The organism is Nocardia sp. NPDC024068 (assembly GCF_040638875.1).
In the GTDB taxonomy this organism is placed as follows: Bacteria; Actinomycetota; Actinomycetes; order Mycobacteriales; family Mycobacteriaceae; genus Nocardia.
The window spans coordinates 32284-51073 of record NZ_JBEZYU010000004.1 but is presented as its reverse complement, the minus strand read 5'-3'; the positions used below and the strand labels follow the sequence as shown (position 1 = coordinate 51073).

Genomic DNA, 18790 nt, shown 5'->3' with positions numbered 1-18790 from the left:
AGCTGTATCCGGCATGTGCGGCTTGCTGATTCGAACACGATCCTGTGGCCGCGATCAGGAGTCTAGCAACGCTAGACAAGATAGCGAGGCAAGTGTTACTGTTGCTCCAGTATCTAGCGACGCTAGAAACGAGGGAAGCCGGAGGTTCGGAAGCCGCGCTTTCCGTACCCATGACTTCCGGCTGATCGCCGGGCGCACCTGATATCGAATCCACCGAGGAGTAATCGACATGACCTTCACCAGCAATGAACAGCAGTTCCTCGCGGCGGCCGGAATCGGGCGGCTGGCCACGGTGTCGCCCGACGGTGTGGTGCAGAACAACCCGACCGGCTACCGGGTGAATGCCGACGGCACGATCGACATCGGGGGCATGCGGATGCGTGGCAGCCGGAAGTACCGCAATGTCGAGGCGGGCAGCCGGGTGTCGTTCGTCATCGACCAGCAGGTTTCCCTGGAGCCCTATGTGATTCGCGGCATCGAGGTACGCGGCACAGCCGTGGCGCTCGACGACGAGGAGCCGCCGTTCCCGCCCCAGGAACGCGCGGTCATCCGCATTCACCCCGAACGGGTCATCTCCTGGGGTATCGACGGCGGATCCTTCGACTTCACCAGTCGCGGCGCGGAGTAGCCGGGCAGCGTGGGCGATTTCAGGAGAACGGCCGGCGCGTTGGCAGTTCGGCTCGCACCGCAGACGCGGGAAGCGATCTCAGGCGGCTCACGCTGTGAGATCGACTCGACCACTCCGCGCCGGTGTCCCGCGGAGGGTTATTGCGGGCCTCCCTCTCGGGTAACCCGGTTGTACACCAGGTCATAGACTCGAGTACCCGCGTTGTCGTACCAGCCGTCCGGGCCCCGCGTGTAGACGATATCGCCGGCGCCGTTGTACCAGTGGTCCGCATCTTGGCGCCAGCCGGTGGTTTCGGGGGTCAGCATTTCCCGGGCGCGGGCCTGGAGCTTCTGCAGCGTTTCGGGGTCGATATCGTCGATCGTGGCGTGGTTCGGGTCTGCGTCGTATGCGGCGCGGCGGTTGCGCTTATCGGCGTTGAACTGGTCGAATATGGCCTGGTTACGAGCGTATTCGTTGCTGTTGAGGTAATCCTCGGCGCCGGACATCGGTGTGCGTCCCTTCTTGATGCGGCCGATAAGTCGTTCGAACAATGGAACCACCCTAGATTTCGGTCATTTGAATGATGACTCTGCCGTCCGGGCCGATGATCTTGTTGTGCACCATGAACGGTGTCCCGGACCCGAACAGAACTTCGTCGTCGAGTCCGGAGTGTTCCCCGACCGGCTTGCCGGTCTTGCTCACGATCTGGAACTCGACATTCTGTCCGTCGGCGAACGCCTTGTTGGTGCCGTCGGGTTTCATCGAGGTGGACATGAACCCGTTTTCGGTGACCGGACTGCCCGGCTCGTAGCGGGCCAGCTCTTCCGGGGACAAGGTGATGTGGCGCACCACCGGACCCTCGTGCGGGGCGATCTTGGCCAACGCCTGGTTGAGCGCGTTGGCCTGCTGCTGTTCCTCCGGGGTCAATCGTTCTCCGCGGTAGAGCAGTTCGTTCAGCGTCGTGCCGTCAGGGCGGGTCTTCATCTGCCCCAGTTGCAGAGCCTTGACGTCTTCGGGGGTCAGTGACCAGTTCGTTCCGGTGGGCCGGTACCCGCCCGGCGCCTTCTTGTTGATCATCTGCCAGATCTGGTCCATCCGCTGTTTGTGGGTGGACCAGTCCGGAAGGTCTTTCATCCCGCGACCCAGCCCGCGCAGCTTGAACAGGGCGATCAGCGGTTTGATCTTCGGGCCGTACTTCGCACACAGGGCGGCCAGCCGGGAGGCGGTGACACCGGCGGCGACCACGCCCGCGGCGCCGAAGGTGACCAGGCTCGCGGCGATGGTGACCGCGGCCCCGACCGCTGCCTCGACAGCGGCGTCGATGGCGAACTGGATCAGGAAGCCCTCGATGTCCTTCCGCATCTGGACCAGTTCGTCGTGGTGTTCACCGGTGGTGGTGGCCATCGCGCCGAATCCGGCCGACGTTTCGGTGGCCGCGGCCGACAGGGCTTTCAGGTCGTCGTCGATATGGTCGAGTTCGGGCGCGGTGATCGGCGCGAACATGGCCGCCACGCGGTCGATTTCGGCCGCGAGCCCGGACACGGCGGGTTCGGCGGCGATCTCGCGCCAGATCGCCGCGACCGTCCACAGTTTGTCCGTGTCGCCGTCGGGGACGGTGATGCCGATTTCGTCGAGTAGCCCGATGCCGTCCTCGATCAGGCCCTCCCCGGGCCCGCCGGACGAGGGCAGCGGCGGCCGGCAGCCCGCCCCGAACGCCAGCCCCGGATACGCCGGTTCGGTGGGCGGTGGGCCGGGATTCATATCGGCGTTGTGGTCGCCGAGGGCATGCAGATAGCCCAGTTCACGCAGGACGTTGCCGTAGCCGTTGACGTTGTTGGCTATCGCCTTGACCTGTACCAGCAGGTCGCCGGCTTTGCTGTCGTAGGCGGCCGCCCAGGTTCGGGCCTCCTCGTAGGAGCCGCACATGGATTCGCCGGAATCGGCCAGTTTCGACCAGTGTTTGTCGACCGCGAGATAGTAGTCGTCGGCCGCTTTCAGCAGTGCGGTCGAGGCTTGCTGGTAGACGTCCGTATCGACGTCGAGCAGCGTCACTGCGTGCTGCCCGCGGGAGCCGGGCCGCGATCGAGGCGGGCCAGGATCACCGCACAGGTGGTGGTGTAGGAGTCGTGGGCGGCTTTGCTCGCGGCCTCCATGGTGGCCAGCCCGTCCCGCATTTTCTGGGCGCCGGCGTTCCAGGTGTCCATGGCGGTGCGGGCGGCCTCGGCGGTTTCGCCGGTCCACGGCCCCGCCGTGCCGTCCCCGTTGTGCAGCGCGTTCATCCGTTCCTGCAGCTGGACCAGCTTGTCCTCGGTGAACCCGAGCAGGCCTCGCAACTGGGCGTTGAGCGCATCCAGCGCGTCGGTGTCCACACGGTGATGTGACATGGGGCGTGTACCTCTTGATTCGCGTATCAGATGTTGAGCGAGCTCGGTCGTGGTTCGTTGGCGGCCAGCTCGTCACGCAGCGACTCGTCGACCTCGGCGAACTCGCCGGACTGCACACCGAGCAGTTCGGCCATTCCCTCCAGCGACGACAGCAGTTGCACCGCGCCGGCGCTGGCTTCCCGCCATCCGTCGGTGAAACTGGCCGCGGCCGGGCCCGACCAGTAGCCGGCCATCCCGTCTATCTCGGCATCCATGCGAATGAACCCGTTGCCGAGTGTGTCGGCAACCTCCGACAGGAAGGTGCCCGCATCGGCCATTGCCTTCGCATCCGTGGAAACCGGAACAGAGTCAGGCATACATCCCCCGTTGTCGTCGTGTCATAGCGCTGCCAATCCTCACAAATAGACCGACGCGCCGCGAGCCGGGTCGGTTCCGCGTATCCGGCGAATACGACAGCGGCCCGCACCGGATCGGTGCGGGCCGCGGGGTATCGGGCCGTTCAGTGCCGGTGCGCCACTGTGCGAATCCTCATGCCGGAGACGCGGAGGCCGGCGCATTCGATCCGGCTCGAATGCGGTCGCCGTTCACCGGTTCGCGCCGCCGAGGATGATCTCCGCGGCCTTCTCGCCGATCATGAAGCACGGCGCGTTGGTGTTGCCGCCGGTGATGCTCGGCATGATCGAGGCATCGACGACGCGCAGCCCCTCGATGCCGCGCACCTTCAGCTCGGGGTCGACGACGGCACGCTCGTCCACTCCCATCCGGCAGGTGCCGACACCGTGGTAGACCGAAGTCGATCGCTCCTTCAAGGCGTTCCGGAGCTCCTTACCGTTCGGGATCGAGGGGCCGGGGTGGATCTCGGCCTGCACACCGCCCCCGAAGATCGGCGACGCCATGATCTCGCGGATCATCTCGGTGCCCTGCGCGAGCACCTCGACGTCGTTCGGATCGGTGAGATACCCGTAGTCGATCAGCGGCGCGGCCGCCGGGTCGGCCGAGGCGAGCCGGATCGTGCCGCGGCTCCTGGGATAGATCATCGTGGAAAAGACCGTCAGCCCCGGACGCGGGTCGGGCGTGTGCCGGATCGGCTCGTCCTGGTTGGGGCTCGGGTAGGTCCACGGCAGGGCGTGCAACTCGATGTCCGGGACGTCGGTGGCCAGGCTGCTGCGCACGAAGCCGACCGATTCGAAGACCGAGTTGTCCAGGAACGAGCCGCCGCGGAAGACGTCGCGGGCGACGCCCTTGGCGAAGGTCCACGCGTTGCCGCGGTAGGCGACGCCGGGGATGTGGAAGGACAGGGGGTGGAAGAGGTGGTCCTGCAAGTTGTCCCCGACCGGCAGGTCCGCGATGGTCTCGATGCCGAGCGCGCCGAGATGGCCGGCGGGCCCGATACCGGAGAGCATCAGCAACTGCGGGCTGTTGATGAAGCCGGCGGAAAGGATGACCTCCTTGCCCGCGGCGACGAAGCGCCGGGTGCCGCCCTTCCTGCCCCGGTCGATCACCTCGACACCGGTCGCGCGGCCGTTCTCGATGACCACCCTGGTCACGTGGACCTCGGTCTGGAACTCCAGGGTGTCCGGGGCGAGGTGGTGCACGTAACCCCGCGTGGAGGAGTAGCGCAGGCCGTCGGCAGCGTTCTGCTGCATCCGGGCGATACCCTCCTGCTCGGCGGCGTTGTAGTCGTCGAGGATCTTGACGCCGAGGGTTTCGGCGGTGGCCTGGATGAACTGCAGGGTCGCTTCCTGCGGCCTCTTGTTGCGGGTGATCTTGATCGGCCCGCCGGCGCCGCGGAACTCGTTCGCACCGTCCTCGAAGTCCTCGTAACGCTTGAACGCCTCGTTGACCTCGTCGGCCGACCAGCCGGTGTTGCCCTCGGCGGCCCAGGAGTCGTAGTTGGCGCGGTTACCGCGGACGTAGACCATGCCGTTGACCGAGGAGGAGCCGCCGCCGACCTTGCCTCGCGGCGCCGGCATGCGGCGCCCGTCCAGACCCGGTTGCGGCACCGAGCGGTAGCCCCAGTCGAAGAACTTCTCGAGCTTGGGCTCGGCGTGCATCGGGCCGATCATGCCGGGCTTCTTGGTGAAGTACCCGTGCATGCCCTTGTCGTCGGACTTACCGGCCTCGAGCAGGATCACGGTCGCGCCCGACCGGGCGAGCCGTCCCGCGACGATCGCTCCGGAGCTGCCGGATCCGACGACGACGTACTCGGCTTCGTTACTGGGCGCACGCTTGGCCATGGTGATTCATCCTTCCCTCGGAGAGGGACCGGGTGTTGGGAACCGGCTGTGGCAACTGTAACGCGTTCTAGTTTCTTGCGGGCGGGGATCGGTGCGTCAGTTCGGGCGTTCGACCATCGTGATATCGGTCCGGCGCCAGTGCTGGTTGTACTTCACCTTGACGACCTCGAATCCGGTGCCGGGTGGGAACAGCACTTCCTTCTCATGTGGTTTCGCCGAGTATCCGCCCAGCCGTTTCCCGGTACTCGACCGGATCTTGAAATGTGTATTTCCTCCGAAGGCCCGGCTCTTGCTGCGGCTGGTGCTGGTGAACGCGGCTTCGGTGACGATGCTGCCCGGCTTGTAGCGCGCGAGCGCGTCGTCGGAGAGGTGGGCGCCGCGGAAAACGGTGCCCGAGTAGTTGCGCAGTTTGGCGATGGCCGATCGGAGATCGTCGGCGAATTGCCTGTCTGCCGGGCTCATCGTCCCCGACCGCAGTCCTCTGTTATTCGCCGGGCGCGGTGTGACCGCGGGTGCGGGTTCGTGGTGCAGAATCGAGCCGATCGTGCCCGATCGCCTGGGCCCCGATCGTGCCCGATCGCCTGGGTTACAGCGGTGGCCGGCCGGATCCGGCGGGGCTGCCCGACCGATGGAAGGGGCCGATGGACGCCGACCCGTACGCGCTGCTGCATCGTCCGCTGTTCTCGCGACGCACACCACTGGATCGCGGTAATGCGGCGAGCCGGATCAGTGCCTATATCTACGGCAATGTCCTGGTGCTCACCGCGCTGGTGCCGGTGGTGACCTCGGAGAAACATGTCGGGATCCTGGTGGTGCTGGGAACGGCGGCGTCGACGTTCGTGGCGCACAGTTTCGCCGAGGCGGTGGGGGACAGTGTGCGAGAAGGCCGGACGCTCACGGTCGCGGACAGGTGGCGGGCACTGCGCAATTCGGTGCCGATCCTCAGTTCCGCGGTGCTTCCGTGCGTGATCCTGGCGACCGGGCTGCCGGGGTGGCTGGACCCGCGGACCGCGCAGGTGTTCGCGGAGGTGGCGGTGCTGTTGCGGATCGGGGGGATCGTGTTCGTGATCCGGCGGCTGAAGGGTGAACCGCCGACCCGGGCGTCGGTGCTGTCGGCGGTACTGCTCACGGTGGGCGCGGCGGCGGTGGTGATTGTGAAGGTCGTGCTCACGCACTGACTTCGCGATCTGTGGCACCCGCCGCGAGGCTGCTATTCCACGTCGAAGACGATGGTCCCCGCGATTCGGTTGCCGATACGCGCGAGGCGTGGCGTCTCGGCGGTGGCTTCGCGGGGTGGTACGACCCGGGGATTGCGGACGGTGACGGTCTTGCCGCGGTAGTGGACGCGGGCCTGCCCCGCGGCGACGATATTTCTCGCCCAGTCGGTCTCGCCGTGCAGCAGTACGACTGCCATCACCCTGTTTCTGTGGAAGAGGCTGACGGGGGTTCGGTAGCGGGTGCCGGATTTCCGGCCGATGTGCTCGACCACCGCGAAGCCGGGCAGGGACGGCGCGAGGCGCCGCATGAGGGGGTTGAGGTATCGGTCGCCGAGGCGATCCGCCCATTTCGGAAAGTAGTGCGGCAGCGAACCTTCGGTGTGCGTCATCTCGATGAGCCTAGAAGTGGGTGGTCGGCGGTACATCCGTCCCTGGGCGGAGATTCGTGATGCCGGATGCCGGCGGCCACCTCCACCACCAGATCGCGCACGGCATGCAGGGCCGGGTTGTCGTCATCGGCCCGCCATGCGGCGACCAGCTCGACCGGCTCGCCCTCGATACCCTCCACCGGGCGCAGCACCACGCCGTCCAGCCCGAACGCCTCGGCGGCACGTGGCACCAGCGCGAGCCCCAGTCCCGCGCGGACCAGGGCCAGGATGGTGTGCACCTGACTCAGATGCTGCACGTACCGGGGCGCGATCCCGGCGCCCCGGAAGACGCCGACGAGTACCTCGTAGAAGTAGCGCGCCTCCGCGGGCGAGTACATGACGAACGGTTCGTCGTCGAAATCCCGGACATGGGGGATCGACTCCCGGGTCGCCAGCGGGTGCCCGGTGGGGATGGCGGCCAGTAGGGGCTCGCGGTGCAGCGGATGGTGCGAGAGTTCGCTACCGCGCACCGGCGGTCGTACCAGGACCAGATCGAGTTCCCCGGCGCGCAGCTCCTCGAGCTGGGTACCCGACACCCGCTCCCGCAGCACCAGGTCGACACCGGGGAGCCGGGTGCGGGCGGCGGCGACGAAGGCGTCGAGGACGGAATGCGCCGACGACGCCGTGAAACCCATTGATACCGTGCCGATTTCACCTTCGGGTACGCGCCGCACCGTGAGCGCCGCCTGCTCCGACAATCCCAGGATTCTCCGGGCGTCGCCGAGGAAGGCCTGCCCGGCGGTGGTGAGCCGGACCGCGCGCCCGGTGCGATCGAACAACTCGACCCGCAGTTCGCGCTCGAGTAGCTGGATCCGCCGGGACAGCGGCGGCTGGCTGATCGAGAGACGTTCCGCGGCCCGTCCGTAGTGCAGGGTCTCGGCGACGGCGACGAAGCTCTCCAGCTGGTTCAACGTAAACACCGATTCATAATAGGTATCGGTAGATGCAGAAACAGTGTTGGACAGGTATCACTCCCGATTCTTACGGTGGTCGCAGTCACAAACGCACAGTTGCCACCCCGCAGGAGGAGAACCCGATGCCCGCCTTCACCCCGACCGAACTCGCTCGGCAGCTCGGCTCCGGTCTGCTGTCGTTCCCGGTCACCCACTTCACCGGGGATCTGGAGTTCGACGAGCCCGCCTACCGGGAGAACATCATCCGCCTCGGCAAATACGAGGTCGCGGGCCTGTTCGCCGCGGGCGGCACGGGTGAGTTCTTCTCGCTGACCCCGAAGGAGGTGGGCCGGGTGGTGCGTGCCGCCGTCGAGAGCGCGCCGAAGGGCACCCCGATTCTCGCGCCGGCCGGATACGGCACCGCGCAGGCGGTGGAGATGGCGCGCGACGCCGAGGCGGCGGGAGCCGACGGCCTGCTGCTGTTCCCGCCCTACCTCACCGAGGCCTCGCCGGGTGGTCTGCGCGACCATGTGCGCGCGGTCTGCGCGGCCACGTCGCTGAGCGTGGTGGTCTACGCGCGGGCCAACGCGGTCTACACCCCGGGCATCCTGGCCGAACTCGCGGACACCTGCCCCAACCTGATCGGATACAAGGACGGTATCGGCGACCTGGAGTCGATCACCCGGATCCACTCCCGCCTCGGCGACCGCTTCGTCTACATCGGCGGGCTGCCCACGGCGGAGACGTTCGCGCTGCCGTATCTGGAGCTGGGGGTCACGACCTACAGCTCGGCGATCTTCAACTTCCTGCCCGAGTTCGCCCTCACCTTCTACGGTGCCGTGCGGGCCGGGGACCGGGCCACCGTGCGCCGCCTGCTCGATGAAATCGTGCTGCCCTACACCGCGATCCGCGATCGCAAGGCCGGCTACGCGGTCAGCGTCGTGAAGGCCGGAATGCGGCTGACCGGCCACGATGCCGGTCCGGTGCGCCCACCGCTGACGGACCTGGACGAGGCCGAGATGACAATGTTGTCGGACGTGGTCGAGAAGTCGCGCTCCGTCACCCGCTGAGCCCGGCCCGATATATCGCCACGATAATGCAGAAGGAGACCCCCGTGTCCGATCGCTCGACGACCCATCCGGCAGGAGCCCTGGTCCTCGGAGCCGAGCCCGTAGCGGGCGTCGGCGAGGAGGTGCGCTCCGCCGATCCCCGTACCGGCGCGCCGCTCGAGCCGGCCTACCGGGCGGCTTCGGTCGAGCAGATCGACCGGGCCTGCGAACTGGCCGAGGAGGCGTTCGCGTCGTTCCGTTCGACGACCGCCGAACAGCGGGCCGGGTTCCTCGAGCGGATCGCCGAACTGCTCGATGACCGCCGGGATCTACTGGTCGAACGCGCTCATCTGGAGACCGCGCTGCCGGTCGCGCGCCTCACCGGTGAGGTCGGCCGTACCAGCGGTCAGCTGCGGTTGTTCGCCGCCGAACTGCGGGCGGGGACCTGGCAGGGCGCCCGGATCGACCCCGGCCGGTCCGGTGCCACCCCGCGGGCCGATATCCGGCAGCGCCGGGTCGCGCTGGGGCCGGTCGTGGTGTTCGGGGCGAGCAACTTCCCCTTGGCCTTTTCCACCGCGGGCGGCGATACCGCCTCGGCGCTGGCCGCGGGCTGCCCGGTGATCGTCAAAGCGCATCCGGCGCATCTGGGTACCGCGGAACTGGTGGCTCGGGCGATCGCGGACGCGGTGGCCGATACCGGTATGCCGGCGGGAACGTTTTCGCAGCTCGTGGGCATCGGGAACGATATCGGCACGCGGCTGGCCGCCGATCCGCGGATTCGCGCGGTCGGGTTCACCGGCTCCCGGCGCGGTGGGCTGGCACTGGCGGCCGTCGCCGCGGCGCGGCCGGTGCCGATCCCGGTGTACGCGGAGATGAGCAGTATCAATCCGGTGCTGCTGCTGCCCGCGGCGCTGGCGGAGCGCGGCGCCGAACTCGGTGCCGGGTTCGCCGGATCGCTGACTCTGGGCGCGGGCCAGTTCTGCACCAACCCCGGGCTGGTGCTCGCCGTCGAGGGTCCGGGCCTGGACGCGTTCGTCGACGCGGCGGCCGGTGCGGTCGCCGCGAACGCGGGTGCAGTCATGCTCACCACCGATATCGCCGGACATTACGACGCCGCGGGTACGGCGCTGGCCGCCCGTGACGGTGTCGGCCAGGTGGCCTGCGGCGCGCGGCCCGACGGCGCGGCCGCCGCGGCGGCGCGGTTGCTGACCGTCGACGGGTCGCGGTTCCTCGCGGAACCGGAGTTGCAGGCGGAGGTGTTCGGCGCGACCTCGCTGCTGGTCCGCTGCGCGGATACCGCCGAGCTCACCGCGGCCGTGGGGATGCTGGAAGGCCAGCTCACCGCGACCGTGCACGCCGCGGACGCCGACCATCCGCTGGCCGCGGCGCTGCTGCCGCTGCTGGAGGAGCGGGCCGGGCGCATCCTGTTCGGCGGCTGGCCCACCGGTGTCGAGGTCGGGCACGCGATGGTGCACGGCGGGCCGTTCCCCGCGACCACCGATGCGCGCACGACGTCGGTCGGGACCCTCGCGATCGAGCGTTTCCTGCGACCGGTCGCCTACCAGGACGTACCGTCCGCGCTGCTGCCCGCCGAGGTGCGTGACGACAATCCGCTCGGTGTGTGGCGGCGGGTCGACGGTGAACCCGGACGCGACGCGCTGCCCGCCGACTGACCGTCGCCCGGGCGGCGCCCACCTGCGCCCGGCCGCTCTTTCCGATCCCGAGGTTTTCATGACACTTCCACCACCACATACGGCTCATCGGCGCACGCTGCGTGAGTTCCCGGGCCGCGTCACGCCGTGCGCTGTCCTCAGCCCGTATTCACCGGTCGCCTGCTTTCGCCCAGGCGCTGTCCGCGCATCGCGCACCTGTTGATCGGAGTCACCACCATGGCCTCGCCCGAAATCACCTCGGACCCGCCGCGTCCGTATTCCGCCGAGCCGGGAGTCCGCACCCAGGCGCCGTCCCGCCCGAAAATGCTGAATCGCGATTCGCTGGTGACCGGCGCGAAAGCGGTCGCCGGGATCGTCGGCCTGTTCGCCGTCTGGCAACTGCTGGTGGTGCTTTTCGATCCGCCGGAATTTCTGCTGGTGGGCCCGATCTCGGCGTTCCAGGAGCTGTTCGCGCGGCCCGAGTACTTCGCGACCAACACCTTCGTCACCCTGCAGGAAGCCCTGGCCGGATTCGCGCTGGGTACCGCACTCGGTGTGCTGTGCGGGGCGACGCTGCACTATTCGCCGACGATCCGCAGCTTCCTGTATCCCGCGCTCGTCGCCATCGACACGATCCCCAAGGTCGCGCTGGCGCCGCTGTTCATCGTGTGGTTCGGATTCGGATTCGAGTCCAAGGCGTTCGTCGCCATGGCGATCGCGTTCTTCCCCTTGGTGATCAACACCTATGACGGCCTGAGCTCGGTACCGCACGAACTGCAGGAGCTCGCGCGGATCAACCGGGCGTCGCAGTGGAAGAAGATGTCGAAGATCGAGATGATCTACGCGCTTCCCGCGATCTTCTCCGGCGCGAAGATCTCCATCTCTCTCGCCGTCGGCGGCGCGGTGGTCGGTGAATTCATCGCCGGGTCCAAGGGCCTGGGCTATGTCATCCTCCTCGCCAACAGCCAGGTCGACCTGCCGTCGATGTTCGCGGCGTTCATCGTGCTGGCCGCCATCGCGCTGGCACTGTTCTTCCTGGTCGATCTGGCGGGACGCAAATTGATTCCGTGGAAGAACCACGCGAAATGAGCACGGGATCGGAGATTCGGATGCGCACACCCAAGCGCAGACTGGCCGCGATCATCGGGGCGCTGGTATTGGCGGTGGCGCTGCCGGGCTGCGGGACCGGCGGCGGCGAGAACTCGATGACCCTCATGATGGACGTCGGGTACCTGCCCAAACACGCGCCGTTCTTCGCGGCGGTGGACCGCGGCTTCTTCGCCGCCGAAGGTATCGACCTCACCATCATGCCGGGGTCGGGCTCCACCAACACCGTCACCTCCGTCGAGACCGGCCGGGTCGATGCCGGATTCGCGGACTTCGGTACCACGGTCATCAACCAGGGCCGGGGCGCCGCGGTGAAACAGATCAACCTGCTGCAGGCCCGGTCCGCCTACGCGGTCGTGGGTCTCGCGGACAGTGGGATCAAGGACTGGGACGATCTGCGGGGCCGCACGCTGGCCACCGAGGGCGCCGGCGCGATGACCGCGATGTGGCCGCTGGCGCTGAGCCGGCTGGGGCTCACCGACAAGGATGTGAACCTCGTCCATGCCTCCAGCGGTTCGAAGATTCCGGGTCTGATGGCCGGGCAGTGGGATGCCAATCTCGCTCTCTACATCTCCGACGAACCCGCCATCGACGCACTGGATCGGGAGGCCGTGGTGCTGAAATGGTCCGATCTCGGTATCGACCTCTACGGCAACGGGATCGTCGTCTCCGACGACAAGCTCCGCGGCGACCCCGACCGGGTGCGCCGGTTCAACCGGGCCATGCAGAAGGGTTTCCTCTGGTCGTGTGCCCATCCCGAGGAGGCGGCGCAGGACTTCCAGCGGGAGGTCACCGGCTACGAGATTCCGACCATCGCGCTGGCGATCCGCGAACAATGCTCGCTGAATTGGCACGCCGACGAATCGGTGGACGAATTCGGAGTCATGGACGACGCGGGCGTCGGGAAGGTACTCGACGTGGCCCAGCAGTTCCTCGGCCTGAAACCCAACAGCGGACTCACCCCGCACGACATCTACAGCAACGATTTCCTCGAACCGCTGCATCGCGGCGTGGAAATCGCAGCCCCGTAACGATCCAAGCCCCATAACAGGCGGTGGAGGGCCCCATGAACAACGAATACGCCATCTCGGTCAACGGTGTCGGAATGACCTACCGGTCCCGGGACGGTCACGACAACACAGTGCTCGAAGGACTGGACTTCCATGTGAAGCCGGGACAGTTCGTCTCCATCGTCGGCCAGTCGGGCAGCGGGAAGACCACGCTGCTCAAGACGATCTCCGGGCTCCAGCAGCCCACCGCGGGCGAGATCCTGGTCAAGGGCCGGCCGATCAACGACGGGGTCGAGGACATCGCGATGGTGTTCCAGAGCCCGGTCCTGCTGCCGTGGCGCAACAACATCGACAATGTGCTGCTGCCGCTGGAGTTCCGGGGCACCCGGACCGAGGATTCGCGCCGCTACGCCCAGGAACTGCTGGAGATGGTCGGGCTCGGCGACCGCGCCAAGCGGTACTCCTACGAGCTCAGCGGCGGGATGCAGCAGCGGGTCGCGATCTGCCGCGCCCTGGTGTCGCGGCCGGAACTGCTGCTCATGGACGAACCGTTCGGCGCGCTCGACGCGATGACCCGCGATTCGATGAACTTCGAGATCCAGCGCATCTGGCAGGCCGCGGGATGCAGCGTCCTGTTCGTCACCCACAGCATTCCCGAGGCGGTCTGGCTCGGCGACCGGGTGGTCGTCGTGGGCGGGCGGCCGGGCCGGATCGTCGCCGATATCACCATCGACCTGCCGCGGCCCCGGGGCAAGGAACACCGGTTCTCGAAGCAGTTCTCCGACTACACGACAGAGATCGAATCCCATATCGGAGTGATCGCCGGCATCAGCTGATATCCCGACGCCCGACTCCGACACCGATTCCCGTATCGAATCCCGACACCGAAGGCACGAAATGCTGAGTATCACCGCCGACGCCGGCCAGGTAGTCCAGACCTACGGGCTGGACGCGCGTAAGAGCCTGCTCTTCTCCGCGATCCGCCTCGACTCCTATCCGCTCGTGGCGCCGCTGATCGCGCGGACCGGCGAGCAGGAGTATCTGCTGGTCCGCCAGCAGGAGCAGGGCAACGCGCTCTCGGCCGGGGTTCCGAAGGACAAGATCAAGTTCTATGCGCCGTGGGTGACGATCGATCCCCGGGTCGTCGCCGACACCCCGGCCTCGCCGTCGCTGACGACCCTGGTTCAGGAAATCGCCGAGGGCGAGACCGTGAATCTGGCGGCCGACGTCGCGTACTGCCACTATCGTGCGCTGGCCGGAGCTGTCGACCTGATCGCCGCCGACCAGGCGCCCACGCCGGTGATCGCATACGAGATCGACCAGGACGAGGTCCGGGCACGGTTCGCCGGATGGCGTGCGACGGGTATCGCCACCGCGCGGCGAGTGATCGAGGGCGTCGCGCACCTCACCGGCCTGGAAGCGGAGTTCACCGCCGCCGAGGACACCCGCTACACCGCCCTGCGCGCGCTGGTCGCCGACCGTTCGCTCGACGCGCTGCTGCTCGCGGCGCCCCCGAACTTCACCGAGGTGACCGGGTTCGCGCAGCCGGAGGGCGCCGTCGCGCTGTGGCTCGCCGAATCCGGGAAGCTGCTGGTGCTGGCGCCGGAGAACACCGCCGGTATCGACGGCGTCCGGGACGGTCGTTACCCGTCGGTGGGTGCCGCCGTCCGCGAACTCGCCGCCGGCCTCCGGGTGGGTGTCGAGGACGAATGGATCAGTGTCGGTCTGGCCCGTGAACTCGAACGCGAAAATGCCGAGCTGGTACCGGTTTCCCACGATCTCGGGCACTGGCGCGATATCCGCGACCACGAGGATCTCGGCTTCCAGGTGGTGGCCGCGCGGGCCAGCGTGTTCGCCATCGAAGAGGCGCTGGCCTGGGCGGAGGCGGGGCTCGAGGCCGGTCGCGAGTTCACCGAACTCGATATCTACGCGGTGTATCTCGACAAGATCGAGGAATTCCGGACGGCCAACGAGGTCCCGTTCGGTGTCGAGGCGTACTTCACCAACCTGCATTCCTCCAACCGGATGCTCTTCCCCGGACCGCCGGTCGATTTCCCGATCAACGCCGAGACCACCTGTATCCAGCTGGACGCCGGGGTCCGGGTGGTCGTGGACGGGGTCGTCGTCGCCACCTCCGATATGGCCCGCTCGCTGCCCCGTACTCCCGCGGCGAAGGAGGCCTACGCCTTCTTCTTCGATGTGGTGCGGGAGGGCATCATCGGGCAACTCGCGCCGGGCGTGCTGTGCGAGGACGTGCACGAGGGCACACTGCGGTATCTCGCGCCGCATCTCGACCGGATGGTCGAGATCGGCATGCTCGGCACCGATATCGACTTCGATACCGAATACCGCAAGCGCAATGTCGGGCACCTCATGGGCAAACAGGAATCGTTCGCCAATGAACTGCGGCCCGGATACAAGCATGTCCTGCACGTCGGTTCGTACGGGGCGGCCGAGATCCCGTGGCGCTACGAGAACGCCGCCATCGGCACCGAGGACCTCTGGTACATCGGCCGGGATCGCACCTACATCGTCAGCAAGCGCTGAAAATCTGTGTCCGACCGGCCTTTCCGGCGGCGGCGACATGACCCGTGCGTGGCCGTGTCACCGCCGCCGGTCCAAGCCGTGCCCCAGAACTACCGGAGCGGAGCAACAATGACCGAAACCACGACGACCGTCGGCACCGGGTCCGATATCCGAGACCGTCTCGCGGCATCGAACCTGGAACTACCCCGCCTCGGCGCACCCAGGTACGCCTACGAGGCGACCACCCGATGGGGTGATCAGCTCTGGGTGTCCGGGCAGATCTCGCGGACCGCGTCCGGGGAGATCCTGGGCGGCCGGGTGGGGGAGACCGCGACCGTCGAGGAGGGTATCGCCGCCGCCGAGATCTGCGCGCTCAACCTGCTGGGACGTATCGACGACGCGGTCGGCCTGGAGAACGTGGCCCGGGTGCTGAAGCTGAACATCTGGGTGGCCGGTGCGGCGGATTTCGTGGACCAGCCGACGGTGGCCGACGGTGCGTCGCGGCTGCTGCGCGCCGTGTTCGGGGAGGCGGGTGGACATGCCCGGACCGCCCTGCCCACCCAGGTGCTGCCGCAGGGCGCGCTCGTGGAACTGGACGCCACGGTGGCCCTTCGCGAGTGACTCACGTCACATAATGCTCCTGTCATGGATTCGGCTGCCATCTCGTTCAGAGTGCACGCGAAGAGTTCAGAGGGCACGTGAACAGCGTTCAGAGTGCACGCGAACAGACAGGAGCAACGTCATGAGGCACCGCATCATCGTTCTCGGAGCCGGATACGCCGGGGCCTTCGCCGCCGGTAACCTCGCCCGCCGCCTGCACCCCGGCGAGGTGGAGATCACCGTCGTCGACGCCGAAACCGATTTCGTCGAGCGGCTGCGCCTGCACCAACTCGCGGCCGGTCAGCAGTTGCGGCGCTACGCACTGGCGGACATGTTCGCCGGGACCGGGATCCGGCTGCGGACCGCGTACGTCACCGGGGTCGACGCCACCGACCGGACCGTCACCGTGACGGACAGCGGACGGACCGAGAAGCTCGAATACGACACCCTCCTCTACGCGCTGGGCAGCACCGTCGCCGACCACGGCGTCCCGGGGGTGGCCGAGCACGCCTTCCATGTGACGGGCCGGCCCGCGGCGCTGCGGCTGCGAGCGCGACTGGACGAACTGGACGAGCACGGGACGGTGCTGGTCGTGGGCGGGAACCTGACCGCGATCGAGGCCGCCACCGAATTCGCCGAATCCCGGCCCGGCCTGCGGGTCGAACTGGCCACCAGCGGTGAGCTGGGCGGTTGGCTGAGCCCGCGGGCGCGGCGGCATCTGCTGGGGGCGTTCGATCGGTTCGGGATCACGGTGCACGAGCACGCGACCGTGACGCGCGTCGACGCGGCCGGTGTGGTGACCGCCGACGGAACCGTGATCACCGGCGATGCCACGGTGTGGGCGGCGGGGTTCGGCGCCCATCCGCTGGCCGCCGCGAGCGGGCTCGCCGTCGAGGAAACCGGGCGGATCACCGTCGACCGGATGATGCGGTCGGTATCGCATCCGGAGGTCTACGCGGCGGGCGACAGCGCCTTTGTGGTCGGTGAGAACGGCCTGCCGCTGCCGATGTCGTGCGCGTCGGCGGGGTTCACCAGTATGCAGGCGTCGGCCGCGATCATCGGTGACCTGACCGGACGGACGATAGGCCGTACCGCCCTGCTCTATGTGGGTAACCACATCAGCCTCGGCCGCAAGGACGCTGTTGTCCAGGCGGTCGGCAAGGACGCGCGGTCGACATCGTGGTCGCTGCGTGGCCGGCCCGCCGCGCGGTTCAAGGCGGCCGTACTGGGCACCGGCCCCTGGAGTCTCGCCCACCCGACCTGGGGTCTGCCGGTGCGCAGGCATCGTCTGACCGCCGCGTCGGCCCGCACCGGCCAGGCGGTCGTGGCGGTTTAGGGTTACGCATATGGACACCGCCACCGTGGCGCGTTTCGAGGCCGGCCGGGCCCGGCTGGCCTCGTTGGCGTACCGCCTGCTCGGGTCGGCCGCCGACGCCGAAGATGTGGTGCAGGACGCGTTCCTGCGCTGGCAGGCGGCCGACCGGGAGTACATCGAGACCCCGGAGGCGTGGCTGACCAAGGTGGTCACCAACCTGTCGCTGGACCGGTTGCGTTCCGCGCAGGCGCGGCGGGAACGGGCGGCCGGCGCCTGGCTGCCGGAGCCGCTGCTCGACGGCGACCCGATGCTGGGTCCGGCCGAAACCGCCGAACAGCGCGAATCGGTGACATTCGCGGTGTTGCGGTTGCTCGAGACGCTCGGACCGGTGGAGCGGGCGGTGTATGTGCTGCGGGAAGCCTTCTCGCACAGTCATGCCGAGATCGCCGAAATCCTCGAGATCACCGAATCGGCGAGCCAGCAGCACGCCCACCGCGCCCGCCGCCGGATCGCCGCCGGACGCGACACCGCCGAGATCGACCGCGCGGCCGCGCGCCGGATCGTCGAAGCATTCGTCGCCGCGGCCGCCTCGGGGCGCACCGAACAGTTGGTGGCGTTGCTGACCGACGACGCCACCGCGCTCTCCGATGGTGCCGGTCTCGCCGAGACGCTGCGCCGGATCCCGACGCCGGAAAAGATCGCCGCGGTCACCCGCGCGGGATTCGTGCCGACCCCGGCGAAACGACGGCTGGTCGGTGCCCCGCTGTCGATCTACGCCGCCGTGGTCAACGGGGCACCCGCCGTGATCGCCGCCACCGCGCAGGGGGTCGCGGGGGTGGTGGTGCTGGAGGTTCGGGACGGCAAGATCGCCTCGATATCCGGGATGGCCTCCCCGTCCCGGACCGGCCGCGTCAACGAACAATGGCTGCGCGGCGAACATCCCGATCCCGTCGTCGAATCCTGGTGACGCGGGTCGCGGCGCACCGCCCCCTCGGCGCCGGCATGTCATGGATCGGTGGTGGGACCGATCTATGCGGCGCAGCCGATTTCGCGGCCCGCGGCAGCGGGAACGCCGTGCCTGTTCACGCAGTCGAGACCCTCCCCGACATCGATCACGCGCCAGTGCGTGTGCCCGTCCTGCTCGGAGTACTCGAAGAGATACATGACCGGGTGGAGAGTGCCTTCCGGATAGGACATCGCCGAGGCGAAGGTGCCGCTGCACCGGGCCTGTTGGAGATCGGCCAGGGGATACCGGGGCATCCCGGTCATCCGCAACGTGGTGATCAGATACTCGCGGGTCACCTCGGCACAGGGATCGGTCACCGGCGCCGTGGCCGGTGGTTCGGCTGCGGCGGGTGGTTCGGGCGCGGCGGGTGGTTCGGGCGCCGGTGCCGCGGCCGGTGGTGCGGGTGCGGCGGGTTGGCCGGGCGCCGGTGCGGCGGCCGGTGCTTCGGGCGCCGGCGCGGCAACGGGTCCGGCGCCCTCGGCGGCGGGTACCGGGGCCGGCGCTGCGGAGGCCGCGCTTTCGGCCCGGGTAGCTGTGGCCGCAACGGTGCCCGGCACCGACGTCTCCGGGTCGGATTCGCCTTCACCGCCACATGCGGAGACGGATAACACGAGGGTGGCCGCCACGGCGGCGAGTAGAGCGGTTCGGTTCACAGTATCTCCCTGATAGGGCCCAACCTCGGGGCAGCGGCAACGAGAGCGACTGTGCGAGTGCCGGATTCGAATGAGTCGTGCGGTTGCGGGCGGATGCCGCGGGGGT

The 18790-nt window shown here is 68.2% G+C and carries 20 protein-coding genes; 11 read left to right on the top strand and 9 right to left on the bottom strand.

All coding sequences use genetic code 11. From position 1 onward, the window contains the following. Positions 1-229: 229 nt before the first annotated feature. Positions 230-628, top strand: a complete 399-nt coding sequence (locus AB0F41_RS07370) for a PPOX class F420-dependent oxidoreductase (protein WP_357421901.1) — start codon at positions 230-232, stop codon at positions 626-628. 137 nt (positions 629-765) lie between these two features. On the opposite strand, the gene AB0F41_RS07365 is transcribed toward AB0F41_RS07370, so the two are convergent. From AB0F41_RS07365 to AB0F41_RS07340, 6 genes are all read right to left on the bottom strand, one after another. Further along, positions 766-1158: a hypothetical protein gene (locus tag AB0F41_RS07365; protein ID WP_357421900.1), complete on the bottom strand. Its 393-nt coding sequence runs from the start codon at positions 1156-1158 to the stop codon at positions 766-768. A 10-nt stretch (positions 1159-1168) separates the two neighbouring features. Continuing rightward, positions 1169-2659 (bottom strand): hypothetical protein, encoded by a 1491-nt coding sequence (locus AB0F41_RS07360; RefSeq protein ID WP_357421899.1) that lies wholly within the window; start codon positions 2657-2659, stop codon positions 1169-1171. After that, entirely contained in the window at positions 2656-2991 is a 336-nt protein-coding gene (locus tag AB0F41_RS07355) for a WXG100 family type VII secretion target (protein ID WP_357421897.1), read from the bottom strand. Before AB0F41_RS07355 ends, AB0F41_RS07360 begins: the two co-directional genes overlap by 4 nt. A 26-nt stretch (positions 2992-3017) precedes the next feature. Beyond that, on the bottom strand, positions 3018-3347 hold the full coding sequence (locus tag AB0F41_RS07350) for a WXG100 family type VII secretion target (protein WP_357421896.1): 330 nt from the start codon (positions 3345-3347) through the stop codon (positions 3018-3020). 228 nt (positions 3348-3575) lie between these two features. Next, positions 3576-5228 carry a GMC family oxidoreductase N-terminal domain-containing protein gene (locus AB0F41_RS07345; protein WP_357421895.1) on the bottom strand — a complete coding sequence of 551 codons (1653 nt, stop codon included), beginning with the start codon at positions 5226-5228 and terminating at the stop codon, positions 3576-3578. 96 nt (positions 5229-5324) lie between these two features. Then, positions 5325-5690, bottom strand: coding sequence for an ADP-ribosyltransferase domain-containing protein (locus tag AB0F41_RS07340; RefSeq protein WP_357421894.1), 366 nt, complete (start codon positions 5688-5690; stop codon positions 5325-5327). 179 nt (positions 5691-5869) lie between these two features. On the opposite strand from AB0F41_RS07340, the gene AB0F41_RS07335 reads away from it, so the two are divergent. After that, positions 5870-6406, top strand: coding sequence for a hypothetical protein (locus AB0F41_RS07335; protein WP_357421893.1), 537 nt, complete (start codon positions 5870-5872; stop codon positions 6404-6406). Between the two features lie 32 nt (positions 6407-6438). On the opposite strand, the gene AB0F41_RS07330 is transcribed toward AB0F41_RS07335, so the two are convergent. Together AB0F41_RS07330 and AB0F41_RS07325 are read right to left on the bottom strand one after the other, a co-directional pair. Further along, positions 6439-6834, bottom strand: a complete 396-nt coding sequence (locus tag AB0F41_RS07330; protein WP_357421892.1) for a nitroreductase family deazaflavin-dependent oxidoreductase — start codon at positions 6832-6834, stop codon at positions 6439-6441. Beyond that, entirely contained in the window at positions 6831-7793 is a 963-nt protein-coding gene (locus tag AB0F41_RS07325) for a LysR substrate-binding domain-containing protein (RefSeq protein ID WP_357421890.1), read from the bottom strand. Before AB0F41_RS07325 ends, AB0F41_RS07330 begins: the two co-directional genes overlap by 4 nt. Positions 7794-7909: 116 nt before the next feature. Between AB0F41_RS07325 and kdgD the strand changes: the two genes are divergently transcribed. The 9 genes from kdgD to AB0F41_RS07280 all read left to right on the top strand — a co-directional run bounded on the left by kdgD (position 7910) and on the right by AB0F41_RS07280 (position 17992). After that, complete coding sequence (gene kdgD / locus AB0F41_RS07320) at positions 7910-8836, top strand: 5-dehydro-4-deoxyglucarate dehydratase (RefSeq protein WP_357421889.1); 927 nt, start codon at positions 7910-7912, stop codon at positions 8834-8836. 44 nt (positions 8837-8880) lie between these two features. Continuing rightward, positions 8881-10488, top strand: coding sequence for an aldehyde dehydrogenase (NADP(+)) (locus tag AB0F41_RS07315; protein WP_357421888.1), 1608 nt, complete (start codon positions 8881-8883; stop codon positions 10486-10488). 216 nt (positions 10489-10704) lie between these two features. Then, positions 10705-11556 carry an ABC transporter permease gene (locus tag AB0F41_RS07310; RefSeq protein ID WP_357421886.1) on the top strand — a complete coding sequence of 284 codons (852 nt, stop codon included), beginning with the start codon at positions 10705-10707 and terminating at the stop codon, positions 11554-11556. A 20-nt stretch (positions 11557-11576) separates the two neighbouring features. Then, the gene (locus AB0F41_RS07305; RefSeq protein ID WP_357421885.1) at positions 11577-12605 is read left to right on the top strand and encodes an ABC transporter substrate-binding protein; all 1029 of its coding nucleotides are present in this window, start codon (positions 11577-11579) and stop codon (positions 12603-12605) included. 35 nt (positions 12606-12640) lie between these two features. Continuing rightward, complete coding sequence (locus AB0F41_RS07300) at positions 12641-13420, top strand: ABC transporter ATP-binding protein (protein WP_357421883.1); 780 nt, start codon at positions 12641-12643, stop codon at positions 13418-13420. Positions 13421-13481: 61 nt separating this feature from the next. Beyond that, a complete protein-coding gene (locus tag AB0F41_RS07295) occupies positions 13482-15131 on the top strand; it encodes an aminopeptidase P family N-terminal domain-containing protein (protein WP_357421882.1) in 1650 nt (549 codons plus the stop codon). Positions 15132-15239: 108 nt separating this feature from the next. Further along, positions 15240-15731 carry a RidA family protein gene (locus AB0F41_RS07290; RefSeq protein ID WP_357421881.1) on the top strand — a complete coding sequence of 164 codons (492 nt, stop codon included), beginning with the start codon at positions 15240-15242 and terminating at the stop codon, positions 15729-15731. 121 nt (positions 15732-15852) lie between these two features. Then, the gene (locus AB0F41_RS07285; RefSeq protein ID WP_357421880.1) at positions 15853-17046 is read left to right on the top strand and encodes an FAD-dependent oxidoreductase; all 1194 of its coding nucleotides are present in this window, start codon (positions 15853-15855) and stop codon (positions 17044-17046) included. Between the two features lie 10 nt (positions 17047-17056). Continuing rightward, a complete protein-coding gene (locus AB0F41_RS07280; RefSeq protein ID WP_357421879.1) occupies positions 17057-17992 on the top strand; it encodes a sigma-70 family RNA polymerase sigma factor in 936 nt (311 codons plus the stop codon). A 62-nt stretch (positions 17993-18054) separates the two neighbouring features. Here the strand turns inward: AB0F41_RS07280 and AB0F41_RS07275 are convergent, their stop codons facing one another. Then, entirely contained in the window at positions 18055-18684 is a 630-nt protein-coding gene (locus AB0F41_RS07275) for a hypothetical protein (RefSeq protein ID WP_357421878.1), read from the bottom strand. Positions 18685-18790: the final 106 nt, after the last annotated feature.